This is a genomic window from Microbacterium sp. MF43 (assembly GCF_012847295.1).
GTDB lineage: Bacteria > Actinomycetota > Actinomycetes > Actinomycetales > Microbacteriaceae > Microbacterium.
In genome coordinates, this window is record NZ_JABBDY010000001.1 from 586,603 (window position 1) to 607,620 (window position 21,018).

The following is a 21,018-nucleotide window of genomic DNA, read 5'->3' on the forward strand; positions in this document are numbered from 1 at the left end:
GGGTTAGACTGGTGTCAGCTCTCCGCGAGGCGGCATCCAGGCCAACTCCCCCAGGACGGAAACGTAGCAAGGGTAACCAGGCTCTGCCGGGTTCGCGGAGAGTCTTACTTTTCCCGGAGCCCGCCGCCTGCCGCCCACCCCGGCCTCGCGTTCAGTCAATAGGCTGGGGCGCGTGGCACGGAGCATCTTCATCACGTCGGCAGAAGGCCACTCCGGCAAGTCGACGGTCGCACTCGGCGTGCTCGACGCCCTGAGCCACGCGACGCCCCGCGTCGGCGTGTTCCGCGCGATCGCACGGTCGACGGTCGAGCCCGACTACGTGCTGGAGATGCTGCTCGACCACGACGGCGTCGACCTCCCCTACGACGAGTGCATCGGGGTGACGTACGACGACGTGCGCCACGATCCGGATGGCGCGCTCGCGACGATCGTCGAGCGCTACAAGGCCGTCGAGGCGCAGTGCGACGCCGTGGTGATCATCGGCAGCGATTACACCGACGTCGGCAGTCCGGCCGAGCTCGCTTACAACGCACGCATCGCAGCGAACCTCGGTGCTCCCGTGCTGCTGGTGCTCGGCGGCCGGTCGGCGCAGAGCCAGACGCAGCCCGAGCAGCTCGGCTCCTCGCTGCCGCGCACGGCGGCCGAGATGGGGCAGATCGCCGACCTCGCTCTTGCGGAGCTCGCCCACGGTCGCGCCGAGCTGTTCGCGGTCGTCGCGAACCGGGCCGAGCCGACGGAGGGGGAGGAGACGATCGCCGCCATCCGTCGCTCGGTCGAGGCATCCGGTCTCCCGTCCGCCGCCCGCATCCCGGTGTGGGCGATCCCCGAGGACCGTTTCCTGGTGGCGCCGTCGATCCGCGGCATCATGCGCGCCGTCGAGGGGCAGCTCCTCGCGGGCGACCCCGACCGCCTCACCCGGGAGGCACTCGGCGTGGTGGTGGCGGGCATGTCGATGGTGAACGTGCTGCCGCGCCTGCTCGAGGGTGCCGTCGTGATCATTCCCGCCGACCGATCCGAGGTGCTGCTGGCGACCCTGCTCGCCAACGCGTCGGGAACCTTTCCGTCCATCTCGGGCATCGTCCTCAACGGCGGCTTCGAGCTTCCGGAGCCGGTCACCCGCCTGCTGGACGGGCTCGGCTCGAACGTCCCGATCATCACGACCGACCTCGGCACGTACGAGACCGCGGTGCGGATCATGAACACGCGCGGACGCCTCGCAGCGGACTCGCAGAGGCGCTACGACACGGCCCTCGCCCTGTTCGAGCAGAACGTCGACACCGACGAGCTGCTCGAGGCGTTCGGCGTCGCCCGGGCGACCGTCGTCACGCCGCTCATGTTCGAGTTCCAGCTCATCGAGCGCGCGCGCGCCGAGCGCAAGCGCATCGTGCTGCCCGAGGGCGACGACGACCGGGTGCTCCGCGCCGCCGCGACCGTGCTGAAGCGCGGCATCGCCGACCTCACGATCCTGGGGGAGCCGTTCGAGGTGCGGGCGCGGGCGATCGAGCTCGGCATCGACCTGCAGGGCGCCGACGTCCTGTCGCCGTTCGACGCGGTCCACGTGCACAAGTTCGCCGAGGAGTACGCACGGCTGCGGGCGCACAAGGGCGTGACGCTCGCGCAGGCGGCCGACACCGTGACGGACGTGTCGTACTTCGGAACGATGATGGTGCACCTCGGCCTCGCCGACGGCATGGTGTCTGGCGCCGCGCACACCACGGCGCACACGATCCGGCCCGCGTTCGAGATCATCAAGACCAAGCCGGGCGTCTCGGTCGTGTCGAGCGTCTTCCTCATGGCGCTCGCCGACCGGGTTCTCGTCTACGGCGACTGTGCGGTGATCCCCGATCCGACCAGCGCGCAACTCGCCGACATCGCCATCTCGTCTGCCGCGACGGCCGAGCAGTTCGGCATCGAGCCGCGCATCGCGATGCTGTCCTATTCCACGGGGGAGTCGGGTTCGGGCGCGGATGTCGAGAAGGTGCGGGATGCCACCGCGCTCGTGCGCGAGCGCGCCCCCGAGCTCCTCGTGGAGGGCCCGATCCAGTACGACGCGGCAGCCGACGCCGCGGTCGCCGCGGCGAAGATGCCCGGCTCGCAGGTCGCGGGTCGGGCAACGGTCTTCGTCTTCCCCGACCTCAACACCGGCAACAACACGTACAAGGCGGTGCAGCGCTCGGCGGGCGCGGTGGCGATCGGACCGGTGCTGCAGGGGCTCAACAAGCCGATCAACGACCTGTCCCGGGGCGCGCTCGTCGACGACATCGTCAACACGATCGCGATCACGGCGATCCAGGCCCAGGGCGTCGGCGAGTCCCCGTCGTGACACCCGTCCACACCGTCACCGCCATCGCGACACTCGCGCGCGATGCGCGGATCGGAGCGTTCCCGTCATGACCCCCGTCCTTGTGGTGAATTCCGGTTCGTCGTCGTTCAAGTACCAGCTGATCGACATGGACACCGAGGCCCGGCTCGCGTCCGGGCTCGTGGAGCGCATCGGGCAGGGCGTGGGGCACGCGACGCACAAGGTGCAGGCCGCGGCGTTCGCGGGGACGGATGCCTCGCCGACCGTGCTCGACGCCGAGACGTCCCGTCAGCTTCCCATCCCCGACCACACCGCGGGGTTCCAGGTGATGCTCGACGCGTTCGCCGCGGACGGGCCGTCGCTCGACGAGCACCCGCCCGTCGCGGTCGGGCACCGGGTCGTCCACGGCGGTGCCCGCTTCTTCGAGCCGACCCCCATCACGCCGCTGGTCGAGATCAACATCGACGAGCTGTCCGTGCTCGCGCCGCTGCACAATCCCGCGAACCTCGCCGGGATCGTCGCCGCGCGGAAGGCCTTCCCCGATGTGCCGCACGTCGCGGTGTTCGACACCGCCTTCCACCAGACGCTCGCGCCCGCGGCCTACACGTACGCGATCGACGCGACGATCGCGGCATCCCATCGCATCCGTCGGTACGGGTTCCACGGCACGTCGCACAAGTTCGTCAGCGAGGCCGCCGCCGCGTTCCTCGGACGCCCTGTCGAAGAGCTCAAGCAGATCGTGTTCCACCTCGGCAACGGGGCATCCGTCACCGCCGTCGACGGCGGCCGGTCGATCGAGACCTCGATGGGATTCACGCCGCTCGAGGGCCTGGTCATGGGCACGCGGTCCGGAGACATCGACCCGGCGGTGCTGTTCCACCTCGCGCGGCGCGAAGGCATGTCGATCGACGACCTCGACGATCTCCTCAACAAGCGCAGCGGCATGCTCGGACTCGCCGGGTCGAGCGACCTGCGCGACATCCGCACCGCCATCGCGCGCGGCGACGAGAGGGCGATGCTGGCATACGAGGTGTACGTCCACCGGCTCCGCGCGTACGCCGGTGCGTATCTCGCGCAGCTCGGTGGCGCCGACGTGATCTCGTTCACCGCGGGGGTCGGCGAGAACGCGCCGTTGGTGCGCTCCGCCGCGCTCGAGACGCTCGGCTTCGCGGGTGTGCAGATCGACAGCGCGCGCAACGAAGCGCCGGGTCGCGGCATCCGGATCATCTCGACGGATGCTTCGGCCGTGACGGTCCTCGTGGTGCCGACCGACGAGGAGCTCGAGATCGCGCGCCAGACACTCGCCGCGACCCGCGGGTGACGCGCCCCTCGTTACCCTGGGATGGTGCCGATGCCGAATCTGCCCGACCTCCGTTCGTACGACGCCGTCCTGTTCGATCTGGACGGCGTCCTGACGCCCACCGCCGAGGTGCATATGCACGCGTGGGAGACGATGTTCACCGAGCTCTTCCGCGCGTGGGGCATCACGCCCCCGTACACGGAGCGCGACTACTTCGATCACCTCGACGGCAAGAAGAGGTACGACGGAGTCGCGGCGCTGCTGCGGTCGCGTGACGTCGAGGTGCCGTGGGGTGATCCGTCCGATCCGGTGACCGCCGACACCGTGTGCGGCATCGGCAACCGCAAGAACGTGGTGTTCGAGAAGGTGTTGCGCGACGAGGGAATCGCGCCGTATCCCGGCTCGCTGGCGCTGCTGGACGACCTGGCCGACGCGGGCACCACCGTGGCCGTGGTGTCGAGCTCGAAGAACGCCGAAGAGGTGCTGCAGGTGGCCGGCATCCGCGATCGTTTCGCGGTCGTGATGGACGGCGTGATCGCCGAGCGCGACCACCTCGCGTCCAAGCCCGCGCCCGATGTCTTCGTCGAGGCGGCGCGCATGCTGGGGGTCGATCCGGCTCGCAGCGTCGCCGTCGAGGACGCCATCAGCGGTGTGGAGTCCGCCGCCGCCGGCAGGTTCGGGCTCGTCGTGGGAGTGGACCGCGGCGCGGGGGCCGATGCACTCCGTGCGGCCGGTGCCGATATCGTCGTCAACGACCTGGAGGAGTTCACTGCATGATCGATCGCGACCGGTTCCCCGTCGACCCGTGGCGACTCGTCGAGTCCTCCTTCGATCTCGAGGATTCGGGCGTCACCGAGACGCTGTTCGCCGTGGGCAACGGCTACCTCGGCATGCGCGGGAATCACCCTGAGGGCCGCCATGCCCAGGAGCACGGCACGTTCATCAACGGCTTCCACGAGACGTTCCCGATCCGTCACGCCGAGCAGGCGTACGGTTTCGCCGAGGTGGGGCAGACGATCATCAACGCGCCCGACGCGAAGGTCATGCGGGTGTACGTCGACGACGAGCCGCTCTCGCTGGATCTCGCCGACGTGCGCGAGTACGAGCGCGTGCTCGATATGCGCGAGGGCGTTCTGCGGCGCCACATTCTGTGGGTCACTCCGTCGGGCAAGGACGTGCGGATCGACTTCGAGCGCCTGATCTCCTTCGAGGAGAAGCACCTCGCGGTCATGAGCGTCCAGGTGACGGTGCTCAACGCCGATGCCCCGGTGGCGATCAACTGCCAGATCCTCAACCGCCAGGACGGCGAGGACGTCTACGGCGGCACCCCCTCGAGCCCGATGCGGGCCGGCTTCGACCCCCGCAAGACCGAGAAGCTCCACGAGCGCGTGCTCGAGCCTCAGGAGTACTGGCAGGAGGGCGACCGCACGGCCCTGTCGTACCGCGTGCGGGAGTCGGGCATGACGATCGCCGTCGTCGCCGACCACACGATCGAGACCGACAACGAGTACGACTCTCGCTATCTCGTGGAGCCGGACATCGCCAAGAACGTGTTCCGCGTGCAGGCGAAGGCGGGCGTGCCGATCCGCGTGACGAAGCTCGTCAGCTACCACACCTCTCGCGGCGTGCCGGCTCGCGAGCTCGTCGATCGCGGTCGCCGGGCTCTCGACCGCGCCCGCACGCTGGGCGTCCCGGCCATCTACGCCGCTCAGCGCGAGTGGCTCGACGGGTTCTGGGAGCGCTCGGATGTGCGGATCGCCGGTCACGACGACCTGCAGCAGGCGACCCGCTGGTGCCTGTTCCAGCTGGCACAGGCCTCGGCACGCGCCGACGGCATGGGCGTCCCCGCGAAGGGCATGACGGGGTCGGGGTACAGCGGCCACTACTTCTGGGACACCGAGATCTACGTGCTGCCGTTCCTGGCCTACACGACTCCGCTGTGGGCCCGGAACGCGCTGCGGATGCGGTATCTGATGCTGCCGGCCGCGCGCCGGCGCGCGTTCCAGCTCAACGAGCACGGCGCGCTGTTCCCGTGGCGCACCATCAACGGCGAAGAGGCGTCCGCCTATTACGCCGCCGGCACGGCGCAGTATCACATCAACGCCGACGTCAGCTTCGCCATGGCCAAGTACATCCGCGCCACCGGTGACATCGAGTTCCTCTACCGCGAGGGCGTCGACATCGCGGTAGAGACGGCGCGGCTGTGGGCCACCCTCGGGTTCTGGCGCACCATGGAGGGCGCGGGGGAGGAGTCGTTCCACATCCACGGCGTCACCGGCCCCGACGAGTACACCACGGTCGTCAACGACAACCTGTTCACCAACGTCATGGCGCGGTTCAACCTGCGCTTCGCGGCCCGCACGGTGCGGGAGATGGCGGAGCACGACGGCGAGGACTACCGCAAGATGGTCGACCGGCTCGGGCTCGACCCGGCCGAGCCGGAGGGATGGGAGCGGGCCGCCGAGGCGATGCACATCCCGTTCAGTCCCGCGCTCGGGATCCACCCGCAGGACCACGTGTTCCTCGAGCGCGAGATCTGGGACCTCGAGAACACCCCCGCCGACAAGCATCCGCTGCTGCTGCACTTCCACCCGCTGGTGATCTACCGCTACCAGGTGCTCAAGCAGGCCGACGTCGTGCTCGCGCTGTTCCTGCAGGGCAATCACTTCTCCGACGAGGACAAGCTCGCCGACTTCGAGTACTACGACCCGCTGACCACCGGCGACTCGACGCTGTCGGCCGTCGTCCAGGCGATCCTCGCCGCCGAGGTCGGCTACCAGGACCTCGCCCTGGAGTACTTCCGCGAGTCGATCTTCGTCGACCTCGCCGACCTCCACCACAACGCCGCCGACGGCGTGCACGTCGCCTCCGCCGGCGGGGTGTGGACGGCACTGGTGTCGGGCTTCGGCGGCATGCGCGACCACTTCGGCGAGCTCTCCTTCGACCCCCGCCTGCCCGCCGACTGGCCGGAGCTGTCGTTCGTCCTCCACTGGCACGGCACCCGCCTCGACATCTCCATCACTCGCGACCAGCTCCGCATGGCTGCCACCGGCGGGGATCCGGTCGGGTTCAGCGTCCGCGGCACCGGCTACGTCGTCGGTCCCGGCGAAGAGGTCAGCGTGCCCCTCGACGGCCAGGGCCCCGTGATCCCGGGCCGTCCGACGCTCCGCCAGCTCACCGACGTCCAGCGCGAGGACGGCTCGTACCTCTCGGCGTCGGTGCCGTCCGTGACGTCGTCGATCCCGGTCATCGTCGGAGCGGCCGACATCGAGCACGGCGCGGACGCGTCGTGAGTCGGCGGTGCGACGGGAGCGGAACGCGCCCGGGTGTGATGTCGCACCCAGGCCGTAGGCTGTGGTGGTGACCACCGCCCTCTACCGCCGCTACCGGCCGGAGTCATTCGGCGAGATGATCGGCCAGTCGCAGGTCACCGAGCCGCTCATGACCGCGCTGCGAGGCGACCGGGTCGGCCACGCCTACCTGTTCTCCGGTCCGCGCGGCTGCGGGAAGACGACGTCGGCACGCATCCTGGCGCGGTGCCTCAACTGCGCGCAGGGTCCGACCGACACCCCGTGCGGCACGTGCGACAGCTGCATCGAGCTCGGCCGAGGCGGCGGTGGTTCGCTCGACGTCGTCGAGATCGATGCGGCCAGCCACAACGGCGTCGACGATGCGCGCGACCTTCGTGAGCGGGCCGTCTTCGCTCCCGCCCGCGATCGGTTCAAGATCTTCATCCTCGACGAGGCGCACATGGTCACGCCGCAGGGCTTCAACGCCCTGCTCAAGCTCGTCGAAGAGCCCCCCGACCACGTCAAGTTCATCTTCGCGACGACCGAGCCCGAGAAGGTCATCGGCACGATCCGCTCGCGTACCCACCACTACCCGTTCCGCCTCGTGCCGCCCGCCGCGATGCTCGAGTACGTCCAGCAGCTGTGCGAGCAGGAGGGCGTCGAGGTCGAAGCCGGCGTGCTGCCCCTCGTCGTCCGCGCGGGCGGCGGCTCACCGCGTGACACGCTCTCGCTTCTCGACCAGCTGATCGCGGGATCCGAAGACGGCAAGGTCGTCTATGAGCGCGCCGTCGCTCTGCTCGGCTACACGCATGCCGAGCTCCTCGACGAGGTCGTCGACGCCTTCGGGGCGGGTGACGCCGCGGCCGCCTTCGCCGCCGTCGACCGCGTGGTGCAGACAGGGCAGGACCCGCGCCGCTTCGTCGACGACCTGCTCGAGCGCCTGCGCGACCTGATCGTCGTCGCGGCGACGGGTCAGGGGGCCGCCGCCGTGCTCCGCGGTGTCTCCGCCGAAGACCTCCTGCGCATGCAGCGTCAGGCGGACGCGTTCGGCACCTCGCGCCTGTCGGCGATCGCCGACCTCGTGATCGCGACGCTCGACGACATGACCGGGGCCACGTCGCCCCGCCTCCAGCTCGAGCTCATGGTCGCGCGGGTGATGGCGCGGGGAGCGGATGCCTCGGCATCCGTCGCCCCCGCCACCGTCGTGCCGGTCGAGCGGTCGGGAGCCGTCGTCGAGCGCGGTCCGGCTCCCACGGCGCCCGCCGCACCTGTCGCTCAGGCGCCCGCACCTGTCGCTCAGGCACCCGCGCCCGGTCGCGCCGCCGACGCGACGCCGGATTCCTCGTCCGCGGTACCGGCGCCCGCCGCTGCTGCACCGACCACCGTGCCGGCGCCCGAGCCGGACGTCGCGGCGTCGGCTCCTCCGGTGTCGGCTCCTGCGGCGCCGACGTCCGCGGTTCCCGCGGCGTCGGTTCCCGCCGCCCCCGCCGGTCCTGTCACCGCGCAGCGCATGCGCGACGCGTGGCCCGAGGTGCTGGCAAAGCTCGAAGACATCAGCCGCACGTCCTGGCTCCTCGCCTCCAACGCCGAGGTCGCCGGGCTCGACGACGACGTGCTCACGCTGTCGTTCTCGAGCCAGTCCGACGTCGCGAAGTTCAAGCAGCGCGTCGCCGGCGGCGGCCCGAGCGAAGACCTGCGCCAAGCCATCGTGGCGGTGCTCGGCATCCGCGTGAAGTACCTGGCGAAGCACGACGGTCCGGTTGCGGCGCCCCCCTCGGGAGGCACCGTCGGCCCGGCGCCGTCAGATCCTCCCGCAGCACCACCCTCCCGCGGCGGCGCCCCGACCGCCGCCCGCGTGTCGGCCCCGGCGGCAGCAGCCCCGGTGACGGAGTGGGCCGTCGCTCCGATACCCTCCGATGCCGACGCCCCGCCGCCCGATCCGGGTCCCGCCGCATCGGCCGCCTTCGACCGCGCGCCGTCCGCGCCCGGGCAGTTCGCGGTCGACGACGAGCCCGAAGACGCCGCTCGCTCTCGCGTGACGACACTCGCTCCGGCGCGCGAAGGCGAGGTGCTGCGCTCGGCTGACGTCGCCTCCTCGGCTGTCGGCGAGGAAGAAGCAGAAGACGAGATCCCGGATGCCCCGGCCGACGCGCCGGTGCCGCCCGTCGTCGCTCCGCCGCTGCCGCCGGTGGTGACGACCCGCAACGGGGGAGTGCAGCGCTACGGCGAAGCGGTGGTGCGACAGGTGCTCGGCGCGACCTTCGTGCGCGAGGAGCCGTACGAGCCCCCGACGAGGTTCAGTTAGTCCATGTACGACGGCATCGTCCAAGACCTGATCGACGAATTCGGTCGCCTGCCCGGCATCGGCCCGAAGTCCGCGCAGCGGATCGCGTTCCACATCCTGCAGACGCCGAACTTCGACGTCTCCCACCTCGCGCAGCTGCTCGCCGAGGTGCGCGATAAGGTGCGTTTCTGCGAGGTGTGCGGCAACGTGACCGAGCAGGACCGCTGCTCCATCTGCCGTGATCCTCGGCGCAACCAGTCGCTCATCTGCGTCGTGGAAGACGCGAAGGATGTCGCTGCCATCGAGCGCACGAGGGAGTTCCGCGGGCTGTACCACGTGCTCGGCGGCGCGATCAGTCCCATCGCCGGCATCGGTCCCGACGACCTCCGGATCACCCAGCTCATGCAGCGCCTCGCCGACGGCACGGTGCAGGAGGTGATCCTGGCGACCAACCCCAACCTCGAAGGGGAGGCGACGGCGACGTACCTCAGCCGCCTGCTGCACACCCTCGAGATCAGCGTGACGCGCCTGGCCTCCGGTCTCCCCGTGGGCGGCGACCTCGAGTACGCCGACGAGGTGACCCTCGGCCGTGCGTTCGAGGGCCGCCGCTCTGTCTGACATCAGCCGTAGATTGGCGGTCGTGCTCGTCGCGTCCGGCCCGGCCGCGACCGATGCTGGAGCGATGAGGAAGACCACGTGAACGGCACGATTCAGAGGTTCGACGCCCGGGCCTGGGTGCTGTTCGCGATCATGGCGGTGGTGTGGGGCATCCCGTACCTCTTCATCAAAGTCGCGGTGGACTCGTATTCGCCGGCTGCCGTGGTCGCGGGGCGCACGCTCATCGGCGCGCTCCTCCTGCTGCCGTTCGCGCTCCGGCAGAAGGCGCTGCGGCCGGCCTTCTCGAAGATCGGATGGGTGCTGGCCTTCGGCGCCATCGAGATGGCAGGTCCCTTCCTGCTTCTCGGCCACGCCGAGCAGACCCTGCCGTCGGGCCTCACCGGCCTGCTCGTCGCGACCGTTCCGCTGTTCGCCGCGCTCATCGCGTTCGGCGGCGGTGATCGGTCCGTGTTGAAGCCCGCGCGGGCGATCGGCCTGGTGGTCGGCTTCGCCGGAGTCGCGATCATCGTCGCTGGACCCGGTCTTGCGGTCGAGGGCGGGGGCGGGCTCCTCGCCGTCGGCGAAGTGCTTCTCGTCGCCGTTCTCTATGCGATCGCGCCGTTCATCGTCGCGCACAAGCTGAGAGACGTGCCCTCGCTCGGCACGATCACGCTGTCGCTGTTCGCGGTGGGCATCTACTACCTGCCGATCGGATTGCTCACCCAGCACGAGGTGCCGACGCTGAACGGCACCGTCGCGCTCGTCCTGCTCGGCGTCGTGTGCACCGCGGTGGCCTTCATCGTGTTCTTCGCGCTCATCGGCCGGGTCGGTCCGGTCCGCGCACCACTGTTCACGTACGTCAATCCGGTGGTCGCGATCCTCCTCGGCACGATCATCCTCGGCGAGGATCTCACCCTCGGCCTGCTGGTCGGATTCCCGCTGGTGATCCTCGGGTGCTGGCTCGCCGCCACCGGCGGCACCTTGCGCGCGCGCAACCCCGACCTCGAGCCTTCACCGAAAGCCGAGCGGGAGCCCGAGACCGAACTCCCGCCCGTCGCGCCCGGCTGAGCCGCCGCGCGTGGCCGGTGCCGGCTCCCGTGGCGGGAGGCGCACCCGTCACATGGCCGAGGCCGAATGCGCGCGTCCGTAAGATGGAGGCTTGGCGCGGCATCCGACCGCGTCTGAGAGTCTTGAATGCCGCACGGCGGCATCCCGGGAGCGAACGTGGCGCTGATCGTCCAGAAGTACGGCGGATCGTCGGTCGCTGATGCCGAGAGCATCAAGCGCGTCGCCAAACGCATCGTCGACGCGCGGCGCGCGGGACACGACGTGGTCGTCGCCGTCAGCGCGATGGGCGACACCACCGATGAGCTCCTCGACCTGGCCGCGCAGGTCGCTCCGATCCCCGCTCCGCGCGAGCTCGACATGCTGCTGTCCAGCGGGGAGCGCATCTCGATGGCGCTCCTCGCGATGGCGATCCATTCGATGGGCTTCGAGGCGCGCTCGTTCACGGGCAGCCAGGCGGGCATGATCACGGATGCCACGCACGGCGCGGCCCGCATCGTCGACGTCACACCGGTGCGTCTGCGCGAGGCGCTCGACGAGGGCGCCATCGTCATCGTCGCGGGCTTCCAGGGATTCAACCGCGACACCCGCGACATCACGACCCTCGGACGCGGGGGCTCCGACACCACTGCCGTCGCCCTTGCCGCCGCACTCGAGGCCGACGTGTGCGAGATCTACAGCGACGTCGACGGTATCTTCACCGCCGACCCGCGTGTCGTTCCGAAGGCCCGCAAGCTCGGCGTGGTCTCGGCGGAGGAGATGCTCGAGCTCGCCGCCAACGGCGCCAAGGTGCTGTACATCCGGGCGGTGGAGTACGCGCGGCGTCACGGCGTGCTGATCCACTCGCGCTCGACCTTCAGCTCGAGCGTCGGAACCTACGTGCTCGGCCCCGGGATGACCCTCCCCGACGGCGAATCAGGAGAAGAGATGGAAGAGCCCATCGTCGCGGGCGTCGCGACCGACCTCAGCCAGGCCAAGATCACCGTGATCGGCGTTCCGGATGTGCCGGGCAAGGCCGCCGAGATCTTCAAGGTCATCGCGAAGTCCGGCGCCAACGTCGACATGATCGTTCAGAACGTCTCGGCCGCCACGACCGGTCGCACCGACATCTCGTTCACCCTGCCCAAGACCGATGCCGCGACGGCGCTCAAAGCGCTCGCCGGCGATCAGGCCGAGATCGGCTTCCTGAGCCTGGTGCACGACGACCAGATCGGGAAGCTCTCGGTGGTCGGCGCCGGCATGCGCACGCATTCGGGAGTCTCGGCGACCCTTTTTGAGGCGCTCAGCATCGCAGGCATCAACATCGAGATGATCTCGACGTCCGAGATCCGCATCTCGGTCGTCGTCCGCGGAGACGATCTCGCCGAGGCGGCGCGCGTCGTCCACACCGCGTACGGTCTCGACGGCGACAGCGACGCCGTCGTCCACGCCGGCACCGGGCGCTGACGGCCGACGCCTCCGCGGCGTCGAGCGTGGCGCGAATCCGGCTGTGCGTGGCCGTCTTCCGGCGGTAACGCGGGGCGGGCGGCGGAGTGCGGCCGGTAGAATCGCACAAATCCCGCGCTCCGATGGCGTCTGCGCGACCTCTTCGCACCAAGGATCCTCATGACCCGCATCTCCGAATCAGGACTCTCCGTCGCCGTCGTCGGCGCCACCGGCCAGGTCGGCACGGTGATGCGCGAGATCCTCCTCGAGCGCAGCTTCCCCATCCGCGAGCTGCGGCTGTTCGCCACCGCCCGTTCGGCGGGGACCTCGGTCGAGTTCGCGGGGCAGACGGTGGTGATCGAGGATGTCGCCACCGCCGACCCGTCGGGCATCGATATCGCGCTCTTCTCGGCCGGTGCCACCGGCAGCCGTGCCCACGCGCCCCGTTTCGCCGAGGCGGGCGCCCTCGTCATCGACAATTCGAGCGCCTGGCGCATGGACCCCGAAGTTCCCCTCGTCGTCAGCGAGGTGAACCCTCACGCGATCGCCGAGGCCAGGAAGGGCATCGTCGCGAACCCGAACTGCACGACGATGGCCGCGATGCCGGTCCTCAAGGTGCTCGATGCCGAAGCCGGCCTCGAGCGCCTCATCGTGTCGACCTACCAGGCCGTGAGCGGTTCCGGTCTCGCCGGTGCCCAGGAGCTGCTCGGCCAGGTGGAGGGAGTGCTCGCGCAGGGCCACACGCTCGACCTCGTCCGCGACGGGTCGGCCGTCGACTTCCCGCAGCCCGAGAAGTACGTCGCTCCGATCGCGTTCGACGTCATCCCGCTCGCGGGCAACCTCGTCGACGACGGCCTCAACGAGACCGACGAGGAGAAGAAGCTCCGCAACGAGAGCCGCAAGATCCTCGAGCTCCCCGACCTCCGCGTCGCCGGCACGTGCGTGCGCGTGCCCGTGTTCACCGGTCACTCGCTCTCGATCCACGCCGAGTTCGCGCGCGACATCACCCCCGAGCGGGCACGCGAGCTGCTCGCGGCCGCTCCCGGCGTCGCCCTCGAAGAGGTGCCGACACCGCTGCAGGCCGCGGGCAACGACCCGAGCTATGTGGGCCGGATTCGTGCCGACCAGTCCGCGCCCGAGGGGAAGGGTCTCGTGCTCTTCATCTCCAACGACAATCTGCGAAAGGGCGCTGCGCTGAACGCCGTGCAGATCGCAGAGGTCGTCGCGGCGTCGCTCGGGGCGAACGCCTGACTTAAGAACGGCGGATTTTTCGCGCCTACGGACCCGCTCCCGGTCAGAGGCTGTTTCGCGGCGAACTAGAATCGTCGGGTGACCGAATCGCCCTCTGACGCCCTGCCTGATCCTGACGACAGCGATATGCCTGCGGGCACCGTCGACGTGCTGCTGATCGGTGGCGGGATCATGAGCGCGACGCTCGGCACGCTGCTGCAGAAGCTGCAGCCGTCGTGGAAGATCGCGGTGTTCGAGCGGCTGTCCGACGTGGCGCTTGAGAGCTCCAACGCCTGGAACAACGCCGGCACCGGACACGCCGCGCTCTGCGAGCTCAACTACATGCCCGAGGGCAAGGACGGCTCGGTCGACCCGACCAAGGCCATCTCGATCAACGAGCAGTTCCAGCAGAGCCGCCAGCTCTGGGCCAAGCTCGTCGAGGAGGGCGTGCTGGACGCGCCGTCCACCTTCATCAACTCGGCGCCGCACATGACCTTCGTGCAGGGCGAGAAGGACGTCGCCTACCTCAAGAAGCGCTATGAGGCGCTCAAGAACCAGCCGCTGTTCGCCGGGATCGAGTACAGCGAGGATTCCCGGGTGATCAACCAGTGGGCGCCGCTCCTCATGCAGAAGCGGCGAAAGGGCGAGCCCTTCGCCGCGACGCGTGTGCCCGCGGGCACAGACGTCGACTTCGGCGCCCTCACCCGCCAGCTCCTCGCGCACCTCGCCGAGAACGGGGCGGACGTGCGAACGAACACCGAGGTTCGCAGCCTGAAGCGCCTTCGCGACGGTTCGTGGGGTGTCAAGTACCGCCGCACGATCGGCCGGACGCCGGGGCACATCCGCGCGAAGTTCGTCTTCGTCGGGGCCGGGGGCTGGGCCCTCAAGCTCCTGCAGCGCTCCGGCATCCCAGAGATCAAGGGCTACGGCGTCTTCCCGATCGGCGGGCAGTTCCTCAAGACGACGAACCCGGCCGTGGTCGCCCAGCACAAGGCCAAGGTGTACTCGCAGGCCCCGGTCGGTGCGCCGCCGATGTCGGTGCCGCACCTGGACACGCGCGTGGTCGACGGCGAGGCATCCCTGCTCTTCGGCCCGTTCGCGACGTTCAGCCCGAAGTTCCTCAAGAACGGCTCCATCCTCGACATCGTGACGCAGGTGCGCCCGCACAACCTCGGCCCGATGCTGAAGGTCGCGTGGGACAACCCCTCGCTCATCTCGTACCTCGTCGGCGAACTGCTGAAGAACCACGCGAAGAAGGTCGACAGTCTGCGAACCTTCATGCCGACCGCCAAGGACGACGATTGGGAGCTCATCCAGGCGGGCCAGCGGGCGCAGGTCATGAAGAGAGACCCCGAGAAGGGGGGCATCCTGCAGTTCGGCACCGAGGTCGTGACAGGTGCCGACGGATCGATCGCCGGCCTCCTCGGTGCGTCGCCGGGGGCCTCGACGGCGGTCTCGATCATGCTGGGCCTGATCAAGACGTGCTTCCCCGACAACCTTGCCGCGTGGGAACCTCGCTTGCGCGAACTGATCCCGAGCTACGGTCAGACCCTCAACACGCGCCCCGATGCCGCCGACGATGCCCTCGCTGAGACGGCGGAGGCGCTCGCCCTCACGGCCTGACCCGCTGCGCCGGTGAGCACGGATCGTCCACGCGGCAGCCGTGCGCTCCCCCTCGGCCGGGGGCGGTCCTCCCGGCCGTGGGGGAGCGGCGGCTTCGGCCGGCGCTGTCTGCTCGTAGACTCGCCGGGTGGCCAAACTGTACTTCCGCTACGGCGCGATGAACTCGGGAAAGTCGACGTCACTGCTGCAGGCCGCCTACAACTACGAGGAGCGGGGCCAGCACGTCCTCCTGGCGAAGCCGGAGATCGACACCAAGGGCGCCGATCAGATCGACAGCCGCCTGGGCGTCCGTCGGACCGTGGACTTCCTCGTCTCGCCCGACGCTGATCTTCGCTCGCTCTTCGCGGAGCATCGCGCGCGCGTGCGGGCCCGCGCAGAGGACGCGCTGATCCCGGAGTCGGCCGCGACCGGATCCGCCCCCGACGTCGCCTGCCTTCTGATCGACGAGGCCCAGTTCCTCACCCGCGCGCAAGTCGATGACTTGCTGCGGATCGTGGTGCTGGACAGGGTCCCCGTGCTCGCGTACGGGATCCGCACGGACTTCCAGACGCAGGCCTTCCCGGGCTCTCGACGACTGCTCGAACTCGCCCACAGCCTGGAAGAGCTGAAGACGATCTGCCGGTGCGGCCGCAAGGCGCTCTTCAATGCTCGCCTCGTCGGCGGCCGCTTCGTCTTCGATGGCGATCAGGTCGCGATCGATGAGCTGTCGGCCGACCGTGTGACGTACGAGTCGATGTGCGCGGAGTGCTACCTCCGCGAATCGGGCGGACGGATCGGCGCCAACTAGGCTGGAGTCCATGCGAGTTCTCCTCACCGGCGGCGCCGGCTACATCGGCGCGCACACGGCGATCGCCCTGATCGAGGCCGGTCACGAGGTCCTGATCATCGATGACATGTCGGGGACGAGTGCCGCGGCGGTCGCGCGGATCGAGGAGATCACAGGGACGGATGTTCCGATGCTCGAATCCGACCTCCGCGACGAGGCGACGCTGACGGCTTTCGTGCGTGAGAACGCGCCCGTCGACGCGGTCGTGCACCTCGCCGGGCTCAAGGCGGTGGGCGAATCGATGGCGAACCCGATCCGGTACTACGACGTGAACATCGGCACATCGGTCACTCTGCTCAAGGTGATGGCCGCTGAGGGCATCCATACGATCATCTTCTCGAGCTCGGCGACGGTCTATGGAACCCCGGAGCACCTGCCGCTCACCGAGGAGTCGCCCACCGGGATCGACCTCGCCAACCCATACGGAAAGACCAAGCGGATCATCGAGGAGATCCTCGCCGACGCCGCTGCCGCCGACCCCGAGCTGCGCGCCGTCAGCCTGCGGTACTTCAACCCCGTCGGCGCCCACCCGTCGGGCCTCATCGGCGAGGACCCGCACGGCATCCCCAACAACCTCATGCCCTTCGTCTCGCGGGTCGCGATCGGCGCCCTTCCCGAGGTCTCGGTCTTCGGCACCGACTACGACACTCCCGACGGCACGGGCCTGCGCGACTACATCCACGTCACCGACCTCGCCGATGGCCACGTCGCGGCCCTCGAGCACGCACAGCCAGGGTACGAGGTGTACAACCTGGGTACGGGCGAGCCGGTCAGCGTCCTGCAGCTGATCGAGGCATTCGAGCGGGCGAGCGGCCGCGAGATCCCGCGCCGGCTCGCGCCGCGCCGTCCCGGCGACGTCGCGGCCACGTATGGCGACCCGTCGAAGGCCGAGCGCGTGCTGGGCTGGTCGACGAAGCTCACGATCGACGACGCATGCCGGGACTACTGGAACTGGCAGACGAAGAACCCCGACGGCTACCCCGGAGCCTGACCTCACGCCACGTCGACACTCACACCGGTCGGGCGACCTCCGGGCGTCGCCGACGCGGGAGGGGGACGAGCATCGACGTCGTGCGCCGGTAACCGGCGTAGCCGGGATACTTCGACGCGGTGATCGACTCCGTGAAGATGGTCGACCCGATGAAGAGCACCGTGAGGAGGACCGCACCCGCGATGGTCCAGTTGAGCCAGCTTCCGCCGGTCGACACCACCGCTACCGCGCTGATCGCGTAGAAGATCCACCACTGCGCCTGCTCGAAGAAGAAGTTCGGGTGCCGGCTGTACGCCCAGAGCCCGCTCGTCACGAAGCCCGGCTCGAGCGTTCCGCCCGCGGCCTTCTTGGCCTGGTGGAAGTTCCACTGCTGCTGATCGGCGATGAACTCGCCGAAGAGGAACGTGGCGAAGAGCAGGGCGAAGGCGGCATCCCATCCGGTGAAGGGAGACGGATGCTGCCACGCGATGTACGCCGGCATCGTGATGAGCACGAGCAGGGCGTTCTGGTAGAGGACGATGAAGAACAGGTTGAACACCTGGAACCATGCGGGCGACATGCGGCTGCGCAGGATCGCCCAGCGGTAGTCCTCCATGCCGGTGTAGCCGCCCTTGCGGGCGAAGTTGAACGTGAGGCGGGCGCCCCATGCCGTCACGAGCACCGCCATGACGACGACGCGGGCCGCGTCCCCGCCGGACTGCGCGCCGTCGGGCAGGGACGTCAGTGCGGCGATCGCGAAGATCCACACGTACACCACGGGGACGATCGACCACAGGCGGTCGACCCACGAGGTGTCCTTGGTGATGAGCGAGGCCACCCAGCAGAAGGCGCTCGCGGCGCCGGCGACGACGAGAACGGCGAGGAGGGGGTCCATGCGGACACCATAGTCCTTGCGTGTGGTCCGACCACAGGATACTGTGGTCTGACCATATCGAAGGGTGATCCGTGGCTCTGTCAGCGTCGACCTCGACCTCGACCGCGCGTGCGTGGCAGCTCGTCCTCGAACGCATTGAGACCGACCTTCTCGAGGGAGAGCTCCGGCCCGGCGACCGGCTGCCTCCCGAGCGCGAACTGGCGAGCACCCTCGGCGTGGGGCGCTCCAGCGTGCGCGAAGCGCTGCGGGTCCTCGAGGTCATGGGCCTCATCCGCACGGGGACCGGGTCGGGCCCGTCGTCCGGTGCCATCATCATCGCCACACCGCAGGGTGGGATGTCGGCGCTGCTGCGACTCCAGGTCGCCGCGCAGGGGTTCCCGCTCGACGATGTGGTGCGGACGCGTCTCGTGCTCGAGTCGGCCGTCGTCGAGGCCCTCGCCGCCGACTCCGGCCGCGACACAGCGGGCGCTCGAGCGGTCGTGGCGGCGATGGAGGCCGGTGACCTGACCCCGGCCGAGTTCCTGGCGCTCGACGCCCAACTGCATCTGGCGCTCGCCGAGGCATCCGGAAACGTCGTCATCGCCGCGATGATGGCCGGTCTGCGCACGGCCATCGAGTCGTACGTGCAGGCGGGTGCACAGGGCATCGCCGACTGGGATGCCACGGCCGACCGGCTGCGCCAGGAGCATCGCGCGATTCTCGACGCCGTGGAGGCCGGCGCCGCCTCCGACGCCCGAACCCTGATCCACGACCACATCACCGGCTACTACGCCGAAGCGGGCCTTGCCCGTCGCACTCAGTGAAGGAATCACCCCGCATGGTCCAGCGCCAGCTGCCCAACCCCGTCGAGCTGCTCGAACTCATGAAGTTCAAGAAGCCCGAGCTCAACGGCAAGAAGCGCCGCCTCGACGCCGCACTGACGATCTACGACCTGCGAGCGATCGCCAAGCGCCGCACCCCGAAGGCCGCTTTCGACTACACCGATGGTGCAGCAGAGGGTGAGCTGTCGCTCTCGCGCGCACGTCAGGCGTTCGAGGACATCGAGTTCCACCCGGGCGTCCTGCGCCCCGCGCCCGAGGTCGACATGTCGGTGGAGATCCTCGGCGGACCCAGCGCGCTGCCCTTCGGCATCGCGCCCACCGGCTTCACCCGTCTGATGCAGACCGAAGGGGAGGTGGCGGGGGCGTCCGCGGCCGGTGCCGCCGGGATCCCGTTCACCCTCTCGACCCTGGGCACGACGTCGATCGAGGGGGTCAAGGCGGCGAACCCGAGTGGCCGCAACTGGTTCCAGCTGTACGTCATGCGGGACCGCGAGATCTCCTACGCCCTGGCGCGCCGCGCGGCGGAGGCCGGGTTCGACACCCTGCAGTTCACGGTCGACACGCCGGTCGCCGGCGCTCGTCTCCGCGATAAGCGCAATGGGTTCTCGATCCCGCCGCAGCTGACGGTGGGCACGATCGTCAACGCGATCCCGCGGCCGTGGTGGTGGTACGACTTCCTCACGACCCCCAAGCTGGAGTTCGCGTCGCTGTCGGCGACGGGCGGCACAGTCGGCGAGCTGCTCAACTCGGCGATGGACCCGACGATCAGCTACGACGACCTGGCTGTCATCCGCGACATCTGGCCGGGCAAGATCGTCGTCAAGGGCGTGCAGAACGTCGAGGACTCGGTGCGCCTCGTCGACGCCGGGGTCGACGGCATCATCCTCTCGAACCACGGCGGGCGCCAGCTCGACCGGGCGCCGATCCCGTTCCACCTGCTGCCGAACGTCGTGCGCGAGGTGGGCAAGGACGCGACGGTGATGATCGACACCGGGATCATGAACGGCGCCGACATCGTCGCCTCGATCGCCCTGGGCGCGAAGTTCACCCTGATCGGCCGCGCCTATCTCTACGGCCTCATGGCCGGGGGGCGAGCCGGCGTGGACCGCACGATCGAGATTCTCCGCACCGAGATCGAGCGCACCATGAAACTCCTCGGCGTCTCGACACTCGCCGAGCTCGAGCCCAAGCACGTGACGCAGCTCACGCGCCTCGTACCTCTCGCGGCCGCCCGTGCCGAGGCCGGGGGGTCGCGCGTCAGCGCGGCCAGGAGGGCGGACACGACGGATGCCTCGGGCCCCGCGCCCGCGAAGGCGACCGCAACGCGCGCGAAGTCCCCGAAGCCCGCTGCGGCCAAGGCGGCAGGGGCCAATCCCGCCGCGTCCGAGGCGACCACGGCCAAGTCTGCTGCGTCCACGGCGGCCACGGCCAAACCCGCCGGTTCCTCACGGGGCGCGGGAACGAAGGCGTAGCCGACCGGCTCCGGGCGGGGGATGCCCTGGCCCGGAGCATCCGGATCAGACGCGAGGCGGGAGGGTGGGGAGGAGGCCTTCGAGGAGCCGAGCGGTGTCTTCCCAGCCCTCCACGGCCCTGCAGGCCACACCCATCGCCAGTACGGGGTAGTCGTTGCCGTCGGGGTCCAGGCGGTCGCCGACGAAGAGCATGTCGTCGAGGTCGATGCCCGTCTGCTCCGCCAGCTTGCGCATGCCATAGGCCTTGTCGATGCCGCGGTGCGTGATGTCGACCGAGGTGGAGCCGCCCGAGCGGACCTCGAGGTCGGGAATGCGGTCGGCGACGGCTGCGCGCAGCGTGTTCTTCTTCTCGCCGGTGGGATCCCACGCCGTCTTCGCGGCGAGCGGTGCGCGCTGGCCGAGTGCCGAGAAGGTGATCTGCGAGCCGCGATCCTCGAGGATGTCGCCCCATGTCTCGCTCTCCCACAGGCCGAGACGGCGCGCCTCGCCCTCGAGGGCGTCAAGGGCGCGGGACTTCTGATCGTCGGTGAGCGAGTGCGCGTACACCGTGACGATCCCGTCCGGCGTGACGCGGTAGTACTGGGTGCCGCAGGTGGGGAGCAGATGGAGATGCGAGAGCGTGGCGGCCGAGGCATCCGGAAGCCTGTCGACCACCTGGCTGGTGAACTGGGCGAGCTGCCCGCCCGAGATGATCGCCACCTCGACGCGCTCCGCGAGGGCGACGAGCAGGTCGCCGATGCGGGGATCGATCGCGCTCTTCGAAGGGGCGAGGGTGTCGTCGAGGTCGAAAGCGACGAGGCGAGGAGCTGTCATGTGCTCCTCGCCTCGTCTCTGCCTGTCGGGGTGACAGGATTTGAACCTGCGGCCTCGTCGTCCCGAACGACGCGCGCTACCAAGCTGCGCCACACCCCGTTTTGC

Annotated in this window: 15 protein-coding genes, 1 tRNA gene, 1 other RNA gene and 1 pseudogene; 15 read left to right on the plus strand and 3 right to left on the minus strand. The window is 69.6% G+C overall.

The window, feature by feature from the left end:
• The first annotated feature begins 13 nt into the window (after nt 1–13).
• From ffs to galE, 13 genes are all read left to right on the plus strand, one after another.
• Nucleotides 14–110, plus strand: an RNA gene (gene ffs, locus HF323_RS02600) — signal recognition particle sRNA small type.
• Between the two features lie 62 nt (nt 111–172).
• Nucleotides 173–2,323, plus strand: a complete 2,151-nt coding sequence (gene pta / locus HF323_RS02605) for a phosphate acetyltransferase (protein ID WP_169580997.1) — start codon at nt 173–175, stop codon at nt 2,321–2,323.
• 67 nt (nt 2,324–2,390) lie between these two features.
• Nucleotides 2,391–3,623, plus strand: coding sequence for an acetate kinase (locus HF323_RS02610; protein ID WP_169580998.1), 1,233 nt, complete (start codon nt 2,391–2,393; stop codon nt 3,621–3,623).
• A 30-nt stretch (nt 3,624–3,653) separates the two neighbouring features.
• The gene (locus tag HF323_RS02615; RefSeq protein WP_169581340.1) at nt 3,654–4,379 is read left to right on the plus strand and encodes an HAD-IA family hydrolase; all 726 of its coding nucleotides are present in this window, start codon (nt 3,654–3,656) and stop codon (nt 4,377–4,379) included.
• The gene (locus HF323_RS02620; protein ID WP_169580999.1) at nt 4,376–6,895 is read left to right on the plus strand and encodes a glycoside hydrolase family 65 protein; all 2,520 of its coding nucleotides are present in this window, start codon (nt 4,376–4,378) and stop codon (nt 6,893–6,895) included. The genes HF323_RS02615 and HF323_RS02620 overlap by 4 nt, the downstream gene beginning before the upstream one ends.
• A 67-nt stretch (nt 6,896–6,962) precedes the next feature.
• Entirely contained in the window at nt 6,963–9,197 is a 2,235-nt protein-coding gene (locus tag HF323_RS02625) for a DNA polymerase III subunit gamma and tau (RefSeq protein WP_188241629.1), read from the plus strand.
• A 3-nt stretch (nt 9,198–9,200) separates the two neighbouring features.
• Nucleotides 9,201–9,794 carry a recombination mediator RecR gene (gene recR, locus HF323_RS02630; RefSeq protein WP_169581001.1) on the plus strand — a complete coding sequence of 198 codons (594 nt, stop codon included), beginning with the start codon at nt 9,201–9,203 and terminating at the stop codon, nt 9,792–9,794.
• 78 nt (nt 9,795–9,872) lie between these two features.
• A complete protein-coding gene (locus tag HF323_RS02635; protein ID WP_317450970.1) occupies nt 9,873–10,841 on the plus strand; it encodes a DMT family transporter in 969 nt (322 codons plus the stop codon).
• A gap of 156 nt (nt 10,842–10,997) precedes the next feature.
• Nucleotides 10,998–12,284, plus strand: a complete 1,287-nt coding sequence (locus tag HF323_RS02640; protein ID WP_169581342.1) for an aspartate kinase — start codon at nt 10,998–11,000, stop codon at nt 12,282–12,284.
• A 159-nt stretch (nt 12,285–12,443) separates the two neighbouring features.
• On the plus strand, nt 12,444–13,514 hold the full coding sequence (locus HF323_RS02645) for an aspartate-semialdehyde dehydrogenase (protein ID WP_169581002.1): 1,071 nt from the start codon (nt 12,444–12,446) through the stop codon (nt 13,512–13,514).
• Nucleotides 13,515–13,640: 126 nt separating this feature from the next.
• A complete protein-coding gene (locus HF323_RS02650; RefSeq protein WP_169581343.1) occupies nt 13,641–15,116 on the plus strand; it encodes a malate:quinone oxidoreductase in 1,476 nt (491 codons plus the stop codon).
• 127 nt (nt 15,117–15,243) lie between these two features.
• Nucleotides 15,244–15,903, plus strand: a complete 660-nt coding sequence (locus HF323_RS02655; protein WP_169581003.1) for a thymidine kinase — start codon at nt 15,244–15,246, stop codon at nt 15,901–15,903.
• A gap of 10 nt (nt 15,904–15,913) precedes the next feature.
• Complete coding sequence (galE, locus tag HF323_RS02660; protein ID WP_169581004.1) at nt 15,914–16,933, plus strand: UDP-glucose 4-epimerase GalE; 1,020 nt, start codon at nt 15,914–15,916, stop codon at nt 16,931–16,933.
• A gap of 19 nt (nt 16,934–16,952) precedes the next feature.
• On the opposite strand, the gene HF323_RS02665 is transcribed toward galE, so the two are convergent.
• A complete protein-coding gene (locus tag HF323_RS02665; protein ID WP_169581005.1) occupies nt 16,953–17,807 on the minus strand; it encodes a DUF1295 domain-containing protein in 855 nt (284 codons plus the stop codon).
• A gap of 71 nt (nt 17,808–17,878) precedes the next feature.
• Between HF323_RS02665 and HF323_RS02670 the strand changes: the two genes are divergently transcribed.
• Nucleotides 17,879–18,610, plus strand: coding sequence for a GntR family transcriptional regulator (locus HF323_RS02670; protein ID WP_317450971.1), 732 nt, complete (start codon nt 17,879–17,881; stop codon nt 18,608–18,610).
• A gap of 14 nt (nt 18,611–18,624) precedes the next feature.
• Nucleotides 18,625–19,854 (plus strand): annotated as a pseudogene (locus tag HF323_RS02675) (alpha-hydroxy acid oxidase); the annotation flags it as partial.
• 291 nt (nt 19,855–20,145) lie between these two features.
• Here HF323_RS02675 and HF323_RS02680 read toward each other — a convergent pair.
• The gene (locus tag HF323_RS02680) at nt 20,146–20,913 is read right to left on the minus strand and encodes an HAD-IIB family hydrolase (protein ID WP_169581006.1); all 768 of its coding nucleotides are present in this window, start codon (nt 20,911–20,913) and stop codon (nt 20,146–20,148) included.
• Nucleotides 20,914–20,938: 25 nt separating this feature from the next.
• A tRNA-Pro gene (locus HF323_RS02685) sits at nt 20,939–21,012 on the minus strand.
• Between the last annotated feature and the right edge of the window lie 6 nt (nt 21,013–21,018).